The following is a 16938-nucleotide window of genomic DNA, read 5'->3' as shown; positions in this document are numbered from 1 at the left end:
TCACACGGTCCAGGCATCGGGACAGCCCGCCACCGCACGGTCACGGACGGCAGAATAGGAGCCATGCCGATACCCAGCCGTGCCGCGCTCGTCGACCACCTCGTACGCTCCCGCATCGCGGGCGACGTCGCCACCCCCCGCGAGAACAACCTCAGCCACTACAGGAAGCTCGCGAACGGCGACCGCCACTACTGGCTCGGCCTGGAGCTCGGCGACCGCTGGAGCGACGAGCAGGACGTCCTCGCGGTGATGGCCGAGCGGTGCGGTGTCATCGACGACGCGGAGTACCGGCAGGGGCAGGACACGATCGACCCGGAGCTGACGGTCGACGCCCTGGAGCGGATGGCCGCACGCCTCCGGAAGGCGGCCGCCGGCAAGGAGCGGGTCCTTTTCGCGACCGGCCACCCCGGGGGCCTGCTCGACGTGCACCGCGCGACGGCGGCCGCCCTGCGCACGGCGGGCTGCGAGATCGTCGTCATCCCGGAGGGCCTCACCGCCGACGAGGGCATGGTCTTCCAGTTCGCGGACGTGGCGATGCTGGAGCGCGGCGCGACGCTGTGGCACACGCACTCCCCGGAGCCGATGAACGCGATCCTGGACGGCCTGGAGCGCGAGGGCCGCCCGCAGCCGAACCTGGTCGTCGCCGACCACGGCTGGGCTGGACGGGCCGGCCAGCGCGGCATCGACTCCGTCGGGTACGCGGACTGCAACGACCCGGCGCTGTTCATCGGCGAGGCCGAGGGCACCCTCCAGGTGACGGTCCCGCTGGACGACCACGTCACGAGCCCGCGCTTCTACGACCCGATGACGGCGTACCTCCTGGACTCGGCGGGGCTCACTCCGGAGGCCTGAATCACGGCCACGGGACTCACGGCCACGGGACTTACGGCCACGGGTTGAGGCCCTCCTCGCGCCGCTGCGTGAATCCCGGCGTCGGGTCCAGGTAGACGCGGCGTACGGCGGGGAACCGCTCGCGCAGCCGCCGCTCGGCCTGCTCACAGGCCCATTCGACCTGGGCCGCCGTGGAGGTGTCGCGGAAGTCGACCTTGGCGGCGACGAGCGCCTCGCGCGGCCCCTGCAACAGGGTGGTCAGTTCGAGGACGGCCTCGACGTGCTCGGAGGCGAGGAGTTCCTCGCGGATGTGCTGCCGCATCTCCTGGGGCAGCGGGCGCCCGATGAGCAGCTCGGAGTTGGCGTGCCCGAGGACCCAGGCGACGTACACGAGCAGCACGCCGATGCACAGCGACGCGATGCCGTCGTAGACGCCGGACCCGGTGAGCTGCCCGCCGAGCAGACCGGCCGCGGCGAGCGCGAGGCCGGCGAGCGCCGCGGAGTCCTCGAGGACCACGGCCTTCACCGCGGTGTCGGGGGTGTGCCGCAGATAGCGCCTGAGCTTCACCCCGAAGCGGTCCGCCTCGCCGCGCGCCTGCTTGAGGCCGGTGCGCGACGAGGCGGACCGCTCCAGCTGGGACGTCACTGAGGCTACGTCCGGAGCAACCAGCCCGTTGGGCTGTCTGACGCGCATCAGGGTGTGGATGCCGTCTTGGAGTTCTCTCCCGCGAACTGCGTGAGACTCTCCCCTGGATCGCTCCGGGGAGTTTGACGGGTCATGCCCGTCCGGCCACCACCCTCCCGGCGGCGGAGGCGAGTACGAGACCCGCCTGATCTGTCACGCCATGGGCAAGTTGCTGCCGACGTGACAGTCGTACTAACGCGTCAGCCGCACACTGGTTACGGCATGCCCGCCATTGGCTCTCGGGAGTGGCATCCCAGACGCTCCCGGCACGGCGCCCATCGGGTCCGGCAGCAGCTCCACAGGTCAGCCCCGGGGGACGCGGACCACGCCCTCCTGGATCACCGTCACCGCGAGCTGTCCGTCCTGCGTCCAGATGCGTGCCTGGCCGAGGCCGCGCCCGCCGGACGCCGACGGCGACTCCTGGTCGTACAGGAGCCATTCGTCCGCCCTGAAGGGGCGGTGGAACCACATCGCGTGGTCGAGCGACGCGCCGACGACGTCGCCGACCGCCCAGCCGCCCCGGCCGTGCGCGAGCAGCACCGAGTCGAGCAGCGTCATGTCGGAGACGTACGTGGCGAGGCAGACGTGCAGCAAGGGGTGGTCGGCCAGCTTGCCGTTGGTGCGGAACCACACCTGGGAGCGCGGCTCCCGCGGCTGCCCGACCGTGCCCCAGGGCGGCACGTCCGCATAGCGCAGATCGACGGCCGCGCGGGCCTCGACAAGGCGCTCGGCGACGTCGGCCGGCAGATGGCGCGGCAGCATCTCGGCGGCGGTCGGCAGCGTCTCCGGGTCCGGCGCCGACGGCATCCCGGTCTGGTGCTCCAGGCCCTCCTCGTGCGTCTGGAAGGACGCGGAGAGGTGGAAGATCGGCTGCCCGTGCTGGACGGCGACGACCCGGCGGGTGGTGAAGGAGCGGCCGTCGCGGATCCGGTCGACGGTGTAGACGATCGGCGCGCCCGGGTCCCCGGCACGCAGGAAGTACGCGTGCAGGGAGTGGGCGGGCCGGTCGGCGGGGACCGTGCGGCCGGCCGCCACGAGCGCCTGGGCGGCCACCTGGCCGCCGAAGACGCGCGGGACGAGAGCCGAGCGGCTCATGCCCCGGAAGATGTCCTCCTCGATCTGCTCCAGGTCGAGCAGATCGAGGAGGGACTCAAGTGCCTGGTTCATGAATGCAGTTCTACAGGGCGATCTTTACCGGCCGATGTCCTTCTTCACAGGCCCATGTCCTTGGCGATGATCATCTTCATGACCTCGCTGGTGCCGCCGTAGATGCGGTTGACGCGGTTGTCCGCGTACAGGCGGGCGATCGGGTACTCGTTCATGAAGCCGTAGCCGCCGTGCAGCTGGAGGCACTTGTCGATGACGCGGTGCGCGACCTCGGTGTTGAACAGCTTCGCGGACGCGGCCTCGGCGGCGGTCAGCTCACCGGCGTCCAGGGCCTCAAGGGCGCGGTCGGCGACGGCCTCCGCGGCGTCCACCTCGGCCTGGCAGGCGGCCAGCTCGAACTTGGTGTTCTGGAAGGAGGCGACCGGCTTGCCGAAGACGGTGCGCTCCTGCACGTACTGCTTGGCGAACCGGACGGCGGCCTTGGCCTGCGCGTACGCGCCGTAGGCGATGCCCCAGCGCTCGGAGGGCAGGTTGCTGCCGAGGTAGTAGAAGCCCTTGTTCTCCTCGCCGAGGAGGTCCTCGGCGGGGACCTTGACGTCGACGAACGCCAGCTCGGCGGTGTCGGAGGTCTTCAGGCCGAGCTTGTCGAGCTTGCGGCCTATGGAGTAGCCCTCGGACTTGGTGTCGACGGCGAAGAGGGAGATGCCGAAGCGGCGGTCGTCCTCGCGCGGCGCGGAGGTGCGGGCGCAGACGATCACGCGGTCGGCGTGCACGCCGCCGGTGATGAAGGTCTTGGAGCCGTTGAGGACGTAGTGGGTGCCGTCCTCGGAGAGCTTGGCGGTGGTCTTCATGCCCGCGACGTCGGAGCCGGTGCCCGGCTCGGTCATCGCGAGGGCCCACATCTCCTCGGCGGAGACGAACTTCTCCAGGTAGCGCTTCTTCTGCTCGTCGGTGGCGAGCATCTTGATGTACGGCAGGGCGAGCAGCACGTGCACGCCGGAGCCGCCGAAGGTGACGCCCGCGCGGGAGGTCTCCTCGTACTGGATGGCCTCGAACTTGTGCGAGTCCATACCGGCGCCGCCGAACTCCTCCGGGACGTTGATGCCGAAGAGGCCGAGCTCGGCGAGCTTGTAGTAGAACTCGCGCGGCACCTCACCGGCGGCGAACCACTCGTCGTGGACGGGGACGACCTCGGCCTCGATGAAGGCGCGCAGGGTCTCCCGGAACGCCTCGTGGTCCTCATTGAAAACGGTACGGCGCACGGAAAACTCCCTCTGCTACGACGGCCCCAGCGGCTGCGACTGTGGTCCAAGAACGGACTAAGCGCTTGCTCAGAGCAACGTTACCCGCCGGTCACGAGGCCGTCCAGAGAGAGCGTCTGTCGCTCCCGTCACGCTGGGGGCGCCCCCTCGTCACGCCGTGGGCGCCACCGCCGAGGCGAACGCCCCGCGCGCGAGACGGTGCAGCAGCTCCGCCATCGCCGTGCGACTGGGCAGCGCGTCGCGGCGGCTCAGGTGCGGCGTGGAGTTGAGCAGGCCGAAGACCGCGTGCACGGCGACCCGCGCCGCGTTCTCGGCGAGGTCCGGGTAGACCTTGCGCACCACGTCGACCCAGATCTCCACGTACTGCCGCTGGAGCTGGCGGACCAGCTTGCGGTCGCTGTCCCGCAGGCGGTCGAGCTCGCGGTCGTGCAGGGTGATCAGGGAGCGGTCGTCGAGCGCGAAGTCGATGTGCCCCTCGATGAGCGAGTCGAGGACCCGCTCCGGCGAGCCGTCCGTGTCGGCCACGCACCGCTTGCCGCCCGTCAGGAGCTGGCCGCTGATGCCGACGAGCAGCTCGGCGAGCATCGCGTCCTTGCCCGCGAAGTGCCGGTAGAGGCCGGGCCCGCTGATGCCGACGGCGGCTCCTATCTCGTCCACGCCGACGCCGTGGAAACCCCGCTCGGCGAAGAGCCGCGCGGCCTCTCTGAGGATCTGCTCGCGGCGGGTGGGGGCATCGGTTCTGGTGGCCATGAAATTAATTCTAGACAGGTCGGTTAGCGCTCGTTAACCTGGAGGAAACGCGTTAACGCTCATTAACCGAGCAAGGGGGCTCGACGGATGCAGCAGGCACCAGTCCTTGGGAGCGCGGCTGATCCCGCGTCCGAGGCATGGCGGACGAACGAGGCGGCGCACACCGCCCTCGTCGAAGGCCTGCGGGCCAAGCTCGCGGCGGCCAGGCTCGGCGGCGGCGAGCGGGCGCGCGCCCGCCATGTCGCGCGCGGCAAACTGCTGCCCCGCGACCGCGTGGACGCACTGCTCGACCCCGGCTCGCCCTTCCTGGAGCTGGCGCCGCTCGCGGCCGACGGGCTGTACGGCGGGGACGCTCCGGCCGCCGGCGTCATCGCCGGGATCGGCCGGGTCTCCGGGCGCACCTGCGTGATCGTCGCCAACGACGCCACCGTCAAGGGCGGGACGTACTACCCGATGACGGTGAAGAAGCACCTGCGGGCCCAGGAGGTGGCCCTGGAGAACCGCCTCCCCTGTCTCTACTTGGTGGATTCGGGCGGCGCCTTCCTGCCCATGCAGGACGACGTCTTCCCGGACCGCGAGCACTTCGGGCGGATCTTCTACAACCAGGCGCGGATGTCCGGCGCGGGCGTCCCGCAGATCGCGGCCGTCCTCGGCTCGTGCACGGCGGGCGGGGCGTATGTCCCGGCGATGAGCGACGAGGCGGTGATCGTCCGCAATCAGGGCACGATCTTCCTCGGCGGCCCGCCCCTGGTGAAGGCCGCGACCGGCGAGGTCGTGACGGCCGAGGAGCTGGGCGGCGGCGAGGTCCACTCCCGCGTCTCCGGAGTGACCGACCACCTCGCGGAGGACGACGCGCACGCCCTGCGGATCGTCCGCACGATCGTCTCCACGCTCCCCGAGCGCGGCGAACTGCCGTGGTCCGTCCGGGCAGTGGAGGAGCCCAAGGTCGACCCGCTGGGGCTCTATGGAGCGGTGCCGACGGACTCCCGCACCCCTTATGACGTCCGGGAAGTCATCGCGCGCGTGGTCGACGGCTCGCGCTTCGCCGAGTTCAAGGCGGAGTACGGCCAGACGCTGGTGACGGGCTTCGCCCACATCCACGGCCACCCGGTCGGCATCATCGCCAACAACGGCATCCTGTTCTCCGAATCCGCCCAGAAGGGCGCCCACTTCATCGAGCTGTGCGACCAGCGCGGCATCCCCCTGGTCTTCCTGCAGAACATCTCGGGGTTCATGGTCGGCAGAGACTATGAGGCGGGCGGCATCGCCAAGCACGGCGCGAAGATGGTGACGGCCGTGGCCTGCACGCGCGTGCCGAAGCTGACGGTGGTGGTCGGCGGTTCTTACGGCGCGGGGAACTACTCGATGTGCGGCCGTGCCTACTCCCCCCGCTTCCTGTGGATGTGGCCGAACGCCAAGATCTCCGTGATGGGCGGCGAGCAGGCCGCGTCGGTCCTCGCGACCGTCAAGCGCGACCAGTTGGAGGGGCGCGGCGAGGAGTGGTCGGCGGCCGACGAGGAGGCCTTCAAGGACCCGGTCCGCGCCCAGTACGAACAGCAGGGGAATGCCTACTACGCGACGGCACGCCTGTGGGACGACGGCGTGATCGACCCCATGGAGACCCGGCAGGTCCTCGGCCTCGCCCTGACCGCCTGCGCCGAGGCCCCGCTGGGCGAGCCCGGCTTCGGCGTCTTCCGGATGTGAGGGGCGGACGATGAGCGGCTTCCACCAGAGGACCACACCGGGAAGAGGGACGATGTTCGACACCGTGCTGGTCGCCAACCGAGGCGAGATCGCGGTCCGCGTCATCCGTACGCTGCGGGCGCTCGGCGTCCGCTCGGTCGCCGTGTTCAGCGACGCGGACGCGGACGCGCGGCATGTGCGCGAGGCGGACACGGCCGTACGGATCGGTCCCGCGCCGGCCGCCGAGAGCTATCTGTCCGTGGAGCGCCTCCTTGAGGCCGCGGCCCGGACGGGCGCGCAGGCGGTGCACCCCGGCTATGGATTCCTCGCGGAGAACGCGGAGTTCGCGCGGGCCTGCGCGGCCGCCGGGCTCACCTTCATCGGCCCGCCCGCCGAGGCCATCTCCCTGATGGGCGACAAGATCCGCGCCAAGGAGACGGTCAAGGCGGCCGGCGTCCCGGTCGTGCCGGGCTCTTCGGGCAGTGGCCTGACCGATGCCCAACTGGCCGAAGCGGCACGGGAGATCGGCACCCCCGTCCTGCTCAAGCCCTCCGCGGGCGGCGGCGGCAAGGGCATGCGCCTGGTGCGGGACGCCGCGCTCCTCGCGGACGAGATCGCGGCCGCCCGGCGCGAGGCACGCGCCTCCTTCGGCGACGACACGCTGCTCGTGGAGCGGTGGATCGACCGCCCCCGGCACATCGAGATCCAGGTCCTCGCGGACGGCCACGGCCATGTGATCCACCTCGGCGAGCGCGAATGCTCCCTCCAGCGCCGCCACCAGAAGATCATCGAGGAGGCGCCGAGCGTCCTCCTGGACGAGGCCACGCGCGCCGCGATGGGCGAGGCGGCGGTCCAGGCGGCACGCTCCTGCGGGTACGCGGGCGCGGGCACGGTGGAGTTCATCGTGCCGGGCAAGGACCCCTCGTCGTACTACTTCATGGAGATGAACACCCGGCTCCAGGTGGAGCATCCGGTGACGGAGCTGATCACGGGCCTCGACCTGGTGGAGTGGCAGCTGCGGGTGGCGGCCGGGGAGGAACTCCCGTACGCACAGCAGGACATCACCCTCACGGGCCACGCGATCGAGGCCCGCATCTGCGCGGAGGACCCCTCGCGCGGCTTCCTGCCCTCCGGCGGCACCGTGCTCGCGCTGCACGAGCCGCAGGGCGACGGCGTGCGGACCGACTCGGGGCTGAGCGAGGGCACGGAGGTCGGGAGTCTGTACGACCCGATGCTGTCGAAGGTCATCGCGTACGGCCCCGACCGCGCGACGGCGCTGCGGAAGCTGCGGGCCGCGCTCGCCCGGACGGTGACGCTGGGGGTGCCGACGAACGCGGGCTTCCTGCGGCGGCTCCTCGCCCACCCGGCGGTGGTCGCCGGGGACTTGGACACGGGACTCGTCGAGCGGGAAGCGGACGACCTGGTGCCCGATGGAGTGCCCGACGAGGTGTACGAAGCCGCCGCAGCGGCCCGCACCACCGCCCTGGAACCCACCGGTGACGGCTGGCGCGACCCCTTCTCGGTGCCGGCGGGCTGGCGGCTCGGTGGCACCCCGGCACCGCTGACGCACTGGCTGCGCGTACCGGGACACGACCCCGTCGCGCACATCGCCGCCGAGGGTCCGCGCACCGTGGAGCCCGGCAGCGTCACGGTCCATCTGGAGGGCCTCACCCACACCTTCCACCGGGCCGGCGACTGGCTGGGCCGGGACGGCGACGCCTGGCACGTCCAGGACCACGACCCCGTGGCGGCGAACCTGAGCGGCGCCGCCCACAGCGGGGCCGACGCCCTCACCGCCCCCATGCCCGGCACGGTCACCGTCGTCAAGGTCTCCACCGGCGATCACGTGACCGCGGGCCAGAGCCTCCTTGTCGTGGAGGCCATGAAGATGGAGCACGTCATTTCCGCCCCGCACGCGGGCACCGTCGCCGAACTGGACGTCACGCCTGGCTCGACCGTCGCCATGGACCAGGTCCTGGCCGTGGTGCTCCCCGACGAGCCGGAGGAGGACAAGAAATGACCACCCCAGCCAAGACCGGCCTCCCCATGGTCGTCCCCACCCAGGATCTGCCGCCCCGCGTCCGTATCTACGAGGTGGGCGCACGCGACGGCCTGCAGAACGAGAAATCGGTCGTCCCCACGGAGATCAAGGCGGAGTTCATCCACCGCCTCGCGGACGCGGGACTCACCACCGTCGAGGCGACCAGCTTCGTGCACCCCAAGTGGGTGCCCCAACTGGCCGACGCGGAGCAGCTGTTCCCCCTCCTGGGGGACGTGGACGCGAAGCTCCCGGTCCTCGTGCCCAACGGCAGGGGACTCGACCGGGCCCTGGCCCTCGGCGCCCGCAATGTCGCCGTCTTCGTCAGCGCCACCGAGTCCTTCGCCAAGGCCAACCTCAACCGCACGATGGACGAGGCGCTCGCGATGTCCGAGCCGGTGGTGGCCCGCGCACGCGAGCAGAAGGTGCACGTCCGGGGCTATCTCTCCATGTGCTTCGGCGACCCCTGGGAGGGCCCCGTGCCCATCGCCCAGGTCGTCCGCACCGCGAAGGCACTCCTCGACATGGGCTGCGAGGAGCTCAGCCTCGGCGACACGATCGGTGTGGCGACACCGGGCCATGTCCTGGCGCTGCTCGCCGAGCTGAACGAGGAGGGCGTGCCCACCGACCGCATCGGCGTGCACTTCCACGACACGTACGGCCAGGCGCTCTCCAACACCCTGGCCGCCCTGCAGCACGGGGTGCGCACGGTGGACGCGTCGGCCGGCGGCCTCGGCGGCTGCCCGTACGCGAAGAGCGCCACCGGCAACCTCGCCACCGAAGACCTCGTATGGATGCTCGACGGCCTCGGTATCGAGACCGGCGTCGATCTCGGCCGTCTCACCGCCACCAGCGCGTGGATGGCCGGACAACTGGGCCGACCCAGCCCCTCCCGCACCGTCCGTGCCCTGACGGGCGCCTCCCACCAGGAGCAGTGAAGAACGATGGACCACCGTCTGTCCCCCGAGCACGAGGAACTCCGCCGCACCGTCGAGGAGTTCGCGCACGACGTCGTCGCCCCGAAGATCGGCGACCTCTACGAACGCCATGAGTTCCCGTACGAGATCGTCCGCGAGATGGGCCGCATGGGCCTGTTCGGACTGCCCTTCCCCGAGGAGTACGGCGGGATGGGCGGCGACTATCTCGCCCTCGGCATCGCGCTCGAAGAGCTGGCGCGGGTCGACTCCTCCGTGGCGATCACCCTGGAGGCGGGCGTCTCGCTTGGCGCGATGCCGATCCACCTCTTCGGTACGGAGGAGCAGAAGCGCGAGTGGCTGCCCCGGCTCTGTTCCGGTGAACTGCTCGGCGCCTTCGGCCTGACCGAGCCGGACGGCGGCTCGGACGCGGGCGGCACGCGGACCACCGCGGTGCGCGAGGGCGACGAGTGGGTGATCAACGGCTCCAAGTGCTTCATCACCAACTCCGGTACGGACATCACGGGTCTGGTCACCGTCACCGCCGTCACCGGCCGCAAGCCGGACGGCCGGCCGCTGATCTCCGCGATCATCGTGCCGTCCGGGACGCCCGGCTTCACGGTGGCCGCCCCGTACTCGAAGGTGGGGTGGAACGCCTCGGACACCCGTGAACTGGCCTTCTCCGACGTCCGGGTCCCCGCGGCGAACCTGCTCGGCGAAGAGGGCCGCGGCTACGCCCAGTTCCTGCGGATCCTGGACGAGGGCCGGATCGCGATCTCCGCGCTCGCCACGGGCCTCGCGCAGGGCTGTGTCGACGAGTCCGTGAAGTACGCGAAGGAGCGGCACGCCTTCGGGAAGCCGATCGGGGCGAACCAGGCGATCCAGTTCAAGATCGCCGACATGGAGACGCGGGCGCACATGGCGCGGGTCGGCTGGCGGGACGCGGCGTCGCGCCTGGTGAGCGGGGAGCCGTTCAAGAAGCAGGCGGCGATCGCGAAGCTGTACTCGTCGACGGTCGCCGTCGACAACGCGCGTGAGGCCACGCAGATTCATGGCGGGTACGGCTTCATGAATGAGTACCCGGTGGCCCGGATGTGGCGCGACTCCAAGATCCTGGAGATCGGGGAGGGGACCAGCGAGGTGCAGCGGATGCTGATCGCCCGGGAGTTGGGCTTCACCGCCTAGGACCGACTGGGACCGACTGGGACCGACCGGGACCGACGGGAACCGAGTAGGACCGGGTCCCCGAGGGCAGGCGCCAGGGGCCACTGGACATCGCCTTAGGTTAGGTTAACCTAAGCGCTAGTTCCGGCCAGTGGCCCGTCGCCGTCCTCACGAAAGCAGAGACCCTCATGTCCCACGCCCGCCTCCCTCAGCCCTCCCGTCGCGGCATACTCGCCGCCGGCGGCGCCCTTGGCCTCACGGCCCTGCTGGCAGCCTGCGGCGATGACAAAAAGGGTGGTTCGGGCAAGGCGGGCGCCTCGGACTCCGGGCCCTGGAGCTTCAAGGACGACCGCGGCACGACCGCCAAGAGCAAGTCCACGCCGAAGAACATCGTCGCCTTCACCAGCGTCGCCGCCGCCCTCTTCGACTACGGCATCGAGGTCAAGGGCGTCTTCGGCCCGACGAAGACCAAGGACGGCAAGCCCGACGTCCAGGCCGGCGACATGGACATCAGCAAGCTGACGATCCTCGGCAACGAGTGGGGCAAGTTCAACATCGAGAAGTACGCGGGCCTCGCCCCCGACCTCCTCGTCTCCACGATGTTCGACGACGCGGGCACCCTCTGGTCCGTCCCCGAGGAGAGCAAGGACAAGATCCTCAAGCTCGCCCCGAGCGCCGGCATCAGCGTCTTCGACCGCAAGATGACCGAGCCCCTGCAGCGCCTGCTCGCGCTCGCCGAGTCGCTGGGCGCCGACGTGAAGGCCGACAAGGTCGTCAAGGCGAAGAAGCGCTTCGAGGCCGCGGCCGAGCGGCTGCGCAAGGTGGCCAAGACGAACAAGGACATCAAGGTCCTCGTCGGCTCGGCCAGTCAGGACATCTTCTACGTCTCCGGCACGAACCTCTCCGCCGACCTGGAGTACTTCAAGTCCCTCGGCGTGAACTTCGTCGAGCCGTCCGAGGCCGCCAAGAAGGCGAGCGGCGGCTGGTTCGAGAACCTGAGCTGGGAGAACGTCAACAAGCACGCCGCGGACGTGATCATGATGGACAACCGCACCGCCACCATCCAGCCCGCCGACCTGGACAAGCCGACCTGGGCGAAGCTGCCCGCGGTCAAGGCCGGGCAGGTCATCCCGCGCGTCACCGAGCCCATTTACTCGTACGACAAGTGCGCCCCGATCCTCGAGGACCTCGCCGACGCGATCGAGAAGGCCAAGAAGGTCAGCTGAGCCGACGTCCGGTTGAATCCGACACCCCGTCAAGAACAAAGAGCTGCCCCCTCCACGCGCCGCGGAGGGGGCAGCTCCGTTTTTGGGACCCCTGGGTTCAATGAGACAGGAAGTTAGGTTAGGCTTACCTCACTTCCCCAAACCACCTCACCCAGAGGACCGTTCATGCGCTCGCACCTGCTCAACGACACCACCGCGGAGCGATACCGCCGCTCCGTGACCGAGGGAGTCGAGCGGGTGGCGGCCAGAATCGCCACCACCTCCCGCCCGTTCACCGGGATCTCCGTCGACGCGCTCGCTCCCCGCATCGAGGCCGTCGACCTGGACGAGCCCCTGCACGACACGATCGCCGCCCTGGACGAGCTCGACGAGCTCTACCTGCGCGACGCCGTGTACTTCCACCACCCCCGCTATCTCGCCCACCTCAACTGCCCGGTCGTCATCCCCGCCGTCCTGGGCGAGGCCGTGCTCTCCGCGGTCAACTCCTCGCTCGACACCTGGGACCAGTCCGCCGGCGGCACGCTCATCGAGCGCCGCCTCATCGACTGGACCGCCGACCGCATCGGGCTCGGCCCGGCCGCCGACGGCGTGTTCACCAGCGGCGGCACCCAGTCCAATCTGCAGGCCCTGCTGCTCGCCCGCGAGGAGGCGGCGAAGGCAGGAAAGCCCATCGACCGCCTTCGCATCTTCGCCTCCGAGGTCGGCCACTTCAGCGTCCAGAAAGCCGCCACGCTGCTCGGCCTCGGCCAGGACGCGGTCGTCTCCATCCCCACCGACCAGAACAAGCGCATGCAGACCGTGGCCCTCGCCCGCGAGCTGGAGCGCTGCCGCCGCGACGACCTCTCCCCCATGGCGGTCGTCGCCACCGCAGGAACCACCGACTTCGGTTCCATCGACCCGCTGCCCGAGATCGCCGGGCTCTGCGAGCAGTACGAGACCTGGCTGCACGTCGACGCGGCGTACGGCTGCGGTCTGCTCGCCTCGCGCAAGAACCGCTACCTCATCGACGGCATCGAGCACGCCGACTCCGTCACCGTCGACTACCACAAGTCCTTCTTCCAGCCGGTGAGTTCATCCGCCGTCCTGGTGCGGGACGGCGCGACGCTGAGCCACGCGACGTACCACGCGGAGTACCTCAACCCGCGCCGCATGGTGCAGGAGCGCATCCCCAACCAGGTGGACAAGTCCCTGCAGACGACGCGCCGCTTCGACGCCCTGAAGCTGTGGATGACGCTGCGCGTGATGGGCGCGGACGCGATCGGCGACCTCTTCGACGAGGTCTGTGCCCTCGCCGAGCACGGCTGGAAGATGCTGGCCGCCGACCCCCGCTACGACGTGGTCGTCGAGCCCCAGCTCTCGACGCTCGTCTTCCGCTACATACCCGGGTCGATCTGCGACCCGTCGGCCATCGACCGGGCCAATCTGTACGCCCGCAAGGCCCTGTTCGCCTCCGGTGACGCCGTCGTGGCGGGCACCAAGGTGGGCGACCGCCAGTACCTCAAGTTCACCCTGCTCAACCCCGAGACCACGGCCGACGACATCTCGGCCGTCCTCGATCTGATCGCCGGCCACGCCGAGCAGTACCTGGGAGAGACCCTTGACCGCGCTTCCTGAAAACGCGCTTCCTGATCACCGAGAAACCCTGGACTTCATCGGCATCGGGCTCGGCCCCTTCAACCTCGGCCTCGCCTGTCTGACCGAGCACGTCGACGAGCTGAGCGGCCTGTTCCTGGAGTCCAAGCCGGACTTCGAGTGGCACTCGGGCATGTTCCTCGACGGCGCCCACCTCCAGACCCCGTTCATGTCCGACCTGGTCACCCTCGCGGACCCCACGTCCCCCTACTCCTTCCTCAACTACCTGAAGGAATCGGGGCGGTTGTACTCCTTCTACATCCGCGAGAACTTCTATCCGCTGCGGACCGAGTACAACGACTACTGCCGCTGGGCGGCCGCGAGACTCTCGTCGATCCGTTTCAACACGACGGTGACCGAGGTGACATACGAGGACGAGAACGAGCTGTACGTCGTCCGTACCGAGACCGGCGACACCTTCCGGGCCCGCCACCTCGTCCTCGGCACCGGCACCCCGCCGCACATCCCCGAGCCCTGCCGGGACCTCGGCGGTGACTTCATCCACAACTCCCGCTATCTGCAGGCCAAGCAGGAGCTGCAGCGGAAGAAGTCGATCACGCTCGTCGGCAGCGGCCAGTCCGCCGCCGAGATCTACCAGGACCTCCTGAGCGAGATCGACGTACACGGCTACCAGCTCAACTGGGTCACCCGCTCCCCGCGCTTCTTCCCCCTCGAGTACACGAAGCTGACGCTGGAGATGACCTCTCCGGAGTACGTCGACTACTTCCACGCACTGCCGGAAGAGACCCGCTACCGCCTCCAGGACCAGCAGAAGACCCTCTTCAAGGGCATCGACGGCGACCTCATCAACGAGATCTTCGACCTGCTCTACCAGAAGAACATCGGCGGCCCGGTCCCCACCCGCCTGCTCACCAACTCGGCGCTGCACAGCGCCCGTTACGAAAACGGCAGCTACACCCTCGGGCTGCACCAGGAAGAGCAGGGCAAGGACTTCGAGCTGAGCTCGGAGGGCCTGATCCTCGCCACCGGCTATCAGTACGTCATGCCGGACTTCCTGGAGCCGGTGCGCGACCGGATCCGCTGGGACGGCCGGGGCCGCTACGAAGTCGCCCGCAACTACTCCATCGACACCACGGGGCGCGGCATCTTCCTGCAGAACGGCGCCGTGCACGCCCACTCGCTCACCAGCCCCGACCTGGGCATGGGCCCCTACCGCAACGCCTACATCATCGGCGAGCTGCTCGGCTGCGAGTACTACCCCGTCGAGAAGTCCATCGCCTTCCAGGAGTTCGCCGTATGAGCGCCACCACAGGAGAGCTGACCCTCCGCCCCCTGGACCCGCTGACCGACGCCGAGCTCCTTCACGGCTGGGTCACCCACCCCAAGGCCGCGTTCTGGATGATGCAGGACGCGAAGCTCCCGGACGTCGAGCGCGAGTACATGGCGATCGCGGCCGCCGAGCACCACGACGCGTTCCTCGGCCTGCGCGACGGCGTGCCCGCGTTCCTGATGGAGCGCTACGACCCCGCGCACGTCGAACTCGCGGGTCTTTACGAGCCCCAGCCCGGCGACGTGGGCATGCACTTCCTCACCGCACCGTCCGACGTCCGCGTCCCCGGCTTCACCCGCGCCGTGATCACCAAAGTGATGGCGACGCTCTTCGCGGACCCCGCAACGCGACGCGTCGTGGTCGAACCGGACGTACGCAACACGGCGGTGCACGCCCTCAACGAAGCCGTCGGGTTCACTCCCGCGCACGTCATCCAGAAGCCGGAGAAGGAAGCCCTGCTGAGCTTCTGCACCCGCGAGCAGTTCGAAGCAGCAGTAAGTGAAAGGGAGTTGGCGATATGACCCTGTCCGACGCCGTGGCGCACCTGACCCCCGAGCGCTGGGAGCAGGCCAACCGCCTCCTCATCCGCAAGGCCATCGCCGAGTTCTCCCACGAGCGGCTGTTCACCCCGGAGCCGCTGGGTGACGACAAATTCGTCATCCGCAGCGACGACGCCCTGACCCGCTACCGGTTCAGCGCCCGCCGCCTGCGGCTCGACCACTGGCACATCGACGCCGACTCGATCACCCGCCACCGCGATGGCTCCGAACTCCCCCTGGATGCCCTGGAGTTCTTCGTCGAGCTGCGCACCGCCCTCGGCCTGAGCGACGAGATCCTGCCGGTCTACCTGGAGGAGATCTCCTCCACCCTCTCCGGCACCTGCTACAAACTGACCAAGCCCGCGATCCCGGCCGCCGAGCTCTCCCGCTCCGGCTTCCAGGAGATCGAGACGGGCATGACCGAGGGCCACCCCTGCTTCGTCGCGAACAACGGCCGGCTCGGCTTCGGCGTGCACGAGTACCTCTCGTACGCTCCCGAGACCGCGAGCCCCGTGCGTCTGGTGTGGCTGGCGGCGAGCAAGGAGCGCGCGGCCTTCACGGCGGGCGCGGGCCTTGAGTACGAGTCGTTCCTGCGGGCCGAGCTGGGCCAGGAGACCCTGGACCGCTTCGACCGGAAACTCCGCGACCAGGGCCTGAACCCCGACGACTACCTCCTCATCCCGGCCCACCCCTGGCAGTGGTGGAACAAACTGTCGGTGACCTTCGCGGCCGAGGTCGCCCAGCGGCGCCTGGTGTGTCTGGGCGAGGGCGGCGACGAGTATCTGGCCCAGCAGTCGATCCGCACCTTCTTCAACTCCACCGAACCCGCCAAGCACTATGTGAAGACGGCGCTCTCCGTCATCAACATGGGCTTCATGCGCGGCCTTTCGGCGGCGTACATGGAGGCAACCCCGGCGATCAACGACTGGCTCGCGAACCTCATCGACACCGACGAGACCCTGAAGTCCACCGGCCTGACGATCATCCGCGAGCGCGCCGCCGTCGGCTATCGCCACCTGGAGTACGAGGCCGCGACCGACCGCTACTCCCCCTACCGCAAGATGCTCGCCGCCCTGTGGCGCGAGAGCCCCGTGCCGTCGCTCGCCGAGGGCGAGCAACTGGCCACCATGGCCTCGCTGTTGCACACCGACCGGGACGGCACGTCCTTCGCGGGCGCCCTCATCGAGCGCTCCGGTCTCACCCCGGCCGAGTGGCTGCGCGGCTATCTGCACGCCTATCTGACGCCGCTGCTTCACAGCTTCTACGCGTACGACCTCGTCTTCATGCCGCACGGCGAGAACGTGATCCTGGTCCTGAAGGACGGCGTCGTACAGCGGGCGATCTTCAAGGACATCGCCGAGGAGATCGCGGTCATGGACCCGGACGCGGTGCTTCCGCCGACGGTCGAGCGGCTGCGCGTCGAGGTCCCCGAGGGCCAGAAACTCCTGTCGATCTTCACGGACGTCTTCGACTGCTTCTTCCGCTTCCTGTCGGCGAACCTCGTCACGGAGGGCCTTGTCGACGAGGAGGGCTTCTGGGCCGCGGTCGCCGAGTGCGTCACCACCTACCAGGAGGCGACGCCCCAACTGGCCGACAAGTTCAAGCAGTACGACCTGTTCGCCCCGGAGTTCGCCCGGTCCTGCCTGAACCGGCTGCAGCTGCGGGACAACGAGCAGATGGTCGACCTCGCCGACCCGGCGGGCGCGCTGCAGCTGGTGGGGACGTTGAAGAACCCGCTCGCGTGAGCGGTCGTCCCTCATAAGCCGAGTGGGGCTCCCAAGACGGTCCTTGGGAGCCCCACTCATATACGTACGCA

At 69.6% G+C, this 16938-nt stretch carries 13 protein-coding genes and 1 pseudogene; 10 read left to right on the top strand and 4 right to left on the bottom strand.

The genetic code is table 11. The features are described from left to right. The first annotated feature begins 63 nt into the window (after nucleotides 1-63). Nucleotides 64-852 carry a phosphatase gene (locus OG453_RS10480; RefSeq protein WP_266866731.1) on the top strand — a complete coding sequence of 263 codons (789 nt, stop codon included), beginning with the start codon at nucleotides 64-66 and terminating at the stop codon, nucleotides 850-852. 31 nt (nucleotides 853-883) lie between these two features. On the opposite strand, the pseudogene OG453_RS10475 reads toward OG453_RS10480, so the two are convergent. The 4 genes and pseudogenes from OG453_RS10475 to OG453_RS10460 all read right to left on the bottom strand — a co-directional run. After that, nucleotides 884-1450: pseudogene (locus tag OG453_RS10475) on the bottom strand (cation diffusion facilitator family transporter); the annotation flags it as partial. A 369-nt stretch (nucleotides 1451-1819) separates the two neighbouring features. Further along, on the bottom strand, nucleotides 1820-2683 hold the full coding sequence (locus OG453_RS10470; protein ID WP_266866729.1) for an acyl-CoA thioesterase II: 864 nt from the start codon (nucleotides 2681-2683) through the stop codon (nucleotides 1820-1822). Between the two features lie 44 nt (nucleotides 2684-2727). Further along, entirely contained in the window at nucleotides 2728-3885 is a 1158-nt protein-coding gene (locus OG453_RS10465; protein WP_266866727.1) for an acyl-CoA dehydrogenase family protein, read from the bottom strand. 150 nt (nucleotides 3886-4035) lie between these two features. Then, nucleotides 4036-4635, bottom strand: coding sequence for a TetR/AcrR family transcriptional regulator (locus OG453_RS10460; protein ID WP_266866725.1), 600 nt, complete (start codon nucleotides 4633-4635; stop codon nucleotides 4036-4038). 87 nt (nucleotides 4636-4722) lie between these two features. Between OG453_RS10460 and OG453_RS10455 the strand changes: the two genes are divergently transcribed. The 9 genes from OG453_RS10455 (at nucleotide 4723) to OG453_RS10415 (ending at nucleotide 16867) form a co-directional block, all read left to right on the top strand. Further along, nucleotides 4723-6339: a carboxyl transferase domain-containing protein gene (locus OG453_RS10455; protein ID WP_266866723.1), complete on the top strand. Its 1617-nt coding sequence runs from the start codon at nucleotides 4723-4725 to the stop codon at nucleotides 6337-6339. 52 nt (nucleotides 6340-6391) lie between these two features. Continuing rightward, on the top strand, nucleotides 6392-8338 hold the full coding sequence (locus tag OG453_RS10450; protein ID WP_266866721.1) for an acetyl-CoA carboxylase biotin carboxylase subunit: 1947 nt from the start codon (nucleotides 6392-6394) through the stop codon (nucleotides 8336-8338). Then, nucleotides 8335-9294: a hydroxymethylglutaryl-CoA lyase gene (locus tag OG453_RS10445; RefSeq protein ID WP_266866719.1), complete on the top strand. Its 960-nt coding sequence runs from the start codon at nucleotides 8335-8337 to the stop codon at nucleotides 9292-9294. The genes OG453_RS10450 and OG453_RS10445 overlap by 4 nt, the downstream gene beginning before the upstream one ends. Nucleotides 9295-9300: 6 nt before the next feature. Then, nucleotides 9301-10455, top strand: coding sequence for an acyl-CoA dehydrogenase family protein (locus OG453_RS10440; protein WP_266866718.1), 1155 nt, complete (start codon nucleotides 9301-9303; stop codon nucleotides 10453-10455). Nucleotides 10456-10622: 167 nt separating this feature from the next. After that, the gene (locus OG453_RS10435; RefSeq protein ID WP_266866716.1) at nucleotides 10623-11660 is read left to right on the top strand and encodes an ABC transporter substrate-binding protein; all 1038 of its coding nucleotides are present in this window, start codon (nucleotides 10623-10625) and stop codon (nucleotides 11658-11660) included. 165 nt (nucleotides 11661-11825) lie between these two features. Then, a complete protein-coding gene (locus OG453_RS10430; protein ID WP_266866714.1) occupies nucleotides 11826-13274 on the top strand; it encodes an aspartate aminotransferase family protein in 1449 nt (482 codons plus the stop codon). After that, nucleotides 13258-14553: a lysine N(6)-hydroxylase/L-ornithine N(5)-oxygenase family protein gene (locus OG453_RS10425; protein WP_266866712.1), complete on the top strand. Its 1296-nt coding sequence runs from the start codon at nucleotides 13258-13260 to the stop codon at nucleotides 14551-14553. The genes OG453_RS10430 and OG453_RS10425 overlap by 17 nt, the downstream gene beginning before the upstream one ends. Then, complete coding sequence (locus OG453_RS10420) at nucleotides 14550-15104, top strand: GNAT family N-acetyltransferase (RefSeq protein WP_266866710.1); 555 nt, start codon at nucleotides 14550-14552, stop codon at nucleotides 15102-15104. Before OG453_RS10425 ends, OG453_RS10420 begins: the two co-directional genes overlap by 4 nt. After that, nucleotides 15101-16867: an IucA/IucC family siderophore biosynthesis protein gene (locus OG453_RS10415; RefSeq protein ID WP_266866708.1), complete on the top strand. Its 1767-nt coding sequence runs from the start codon at nucleotides 15101-15103 to the stop codon at nucleotides 16865-16867. Before OG453_RS10420 ends, OG453_RS10415 begins: the two co-directional genes overlap by 4 nt. The last annotated feature ends 71 nt before the right edge of the window (nucleotides 16868-16938 follow it).

The sequence above is a fragment of the Streptomyces sp. NBC_01381 genome, from assembly GCF_026340305.1.
Classification (GTDB): domain Bacteria; phylum Actinomycetota; class Actinomycetes; order Streptomycetales; family Streptomycetaceae; genus Streptomyces.
The sequence above is the reverse complement of the archived record's forward strand: the minus strand, read 5'-3'. Positions and strand labels throughout refer to the sequence as shown.